1 protein-coding gene is annotated in these 1,073 nt (G+C 47.0%); it reads left to right on the forward strand.

Translation table 11 applies throughout. The features are described from left to right. A partial coding sequence (locus tag ACFEL9_RS26095) for an Ig-like domain-containing protein (protein WP_385896342.1) occupies positions 1-1,073 on the forward strand: 1,073 nt, incomplete at both ends.

Genomic DNA, 1,073 nt, shown 5'->3' on the forward strand with positions numbered 1-1,073 from the left:
GTTGCAACAGGTGGCACAGGTTCAGCAACAGCACCAACTCCTTCTACTGCTGCTGCAGGTTCAACAACTTATTATGTAAGCCAGGTTACTTCTCTTAATTGTGAAGGCCCAAGAGCTTCTATTACTGTAACAGTAAATCCTACACCTGCAGCACCAACCGTTACATCACCGGTAGTTTATTGCCAGGGTGCAACAGCAACAGCTTTAACAGCAACACCCGCAGCTGGTAATACTTTATTATGGTACACCGTTGCAACAGGTGGCACAGGTTCAGCAACAGCACCAACTCCTTCTACTGCTGCTGCAGGTTCAACAACTTATTATGTAAGCCAGGTTACTTCTCTTAACTGTGAAGGCCCAAGAGCAGCCATTACTGTTACAGTTAATCCTACACCTGCAGCACCAACCGTTACATCACCGGTAGTTTATTGCCAGGGTGAAACAGCAACAGCCTTAACAGCAACACCCGCAGCTGGTAATACTTTATTATGGTACACCGTTGCAACAGGTGGCACAGGTTCAGCAACAGCACCAACTCCTTCTACTGCTGCTGCAGGTTCAACAACTTATTATGTAAGCCAGGTTACTTCTCTTAATTGTGAAGGCCCAAGAGCAGCCATTACTGTTACAGTTAATCCTACACCTGCAGCACCAACCGTTACATCACCGGTAGTTTATTGCCAGGGTGCAACAGCAACAGCCTTAACAGCAACACCCGCAGCTGGTAATACTTTATTGTGGTACACCGTTGCAACAGGTGGTACAGGATCAGCAACGGCACCAACTCCTTCTACTGCTGCTGCAGGTTCAACAACTTATTATGTAAGCCAGGTTACTTCTCTTAACTGTGAAGGCCCAAGAGTAGCCATTACTGTTACAGTTAATCCTACACCTGCAGCACCAACCGTTACATCACCGGTAGTTTATTGCCAGGGTGCAACAGCAACAGCCTTAACAGCAACACCCGCAGCTGGTAATACTTTATTGTGGTACACCGTTGCAACAGGTGGTACAGGATCAGCAACGGCACCAACTCCTTCTACTGCTGCTGCAGGTTCAACAACTTATTATGT

This window comes from Terrimonas alba (assembly GCF_042434975.1).
GTDB classification, from domain to species: domain Bacteria; phylum Bacteroidota; class Bacteroidia; order Chitinophagales; family Chitinophagaceae; genus Terrimonas_B; species Terrimonas_B alba.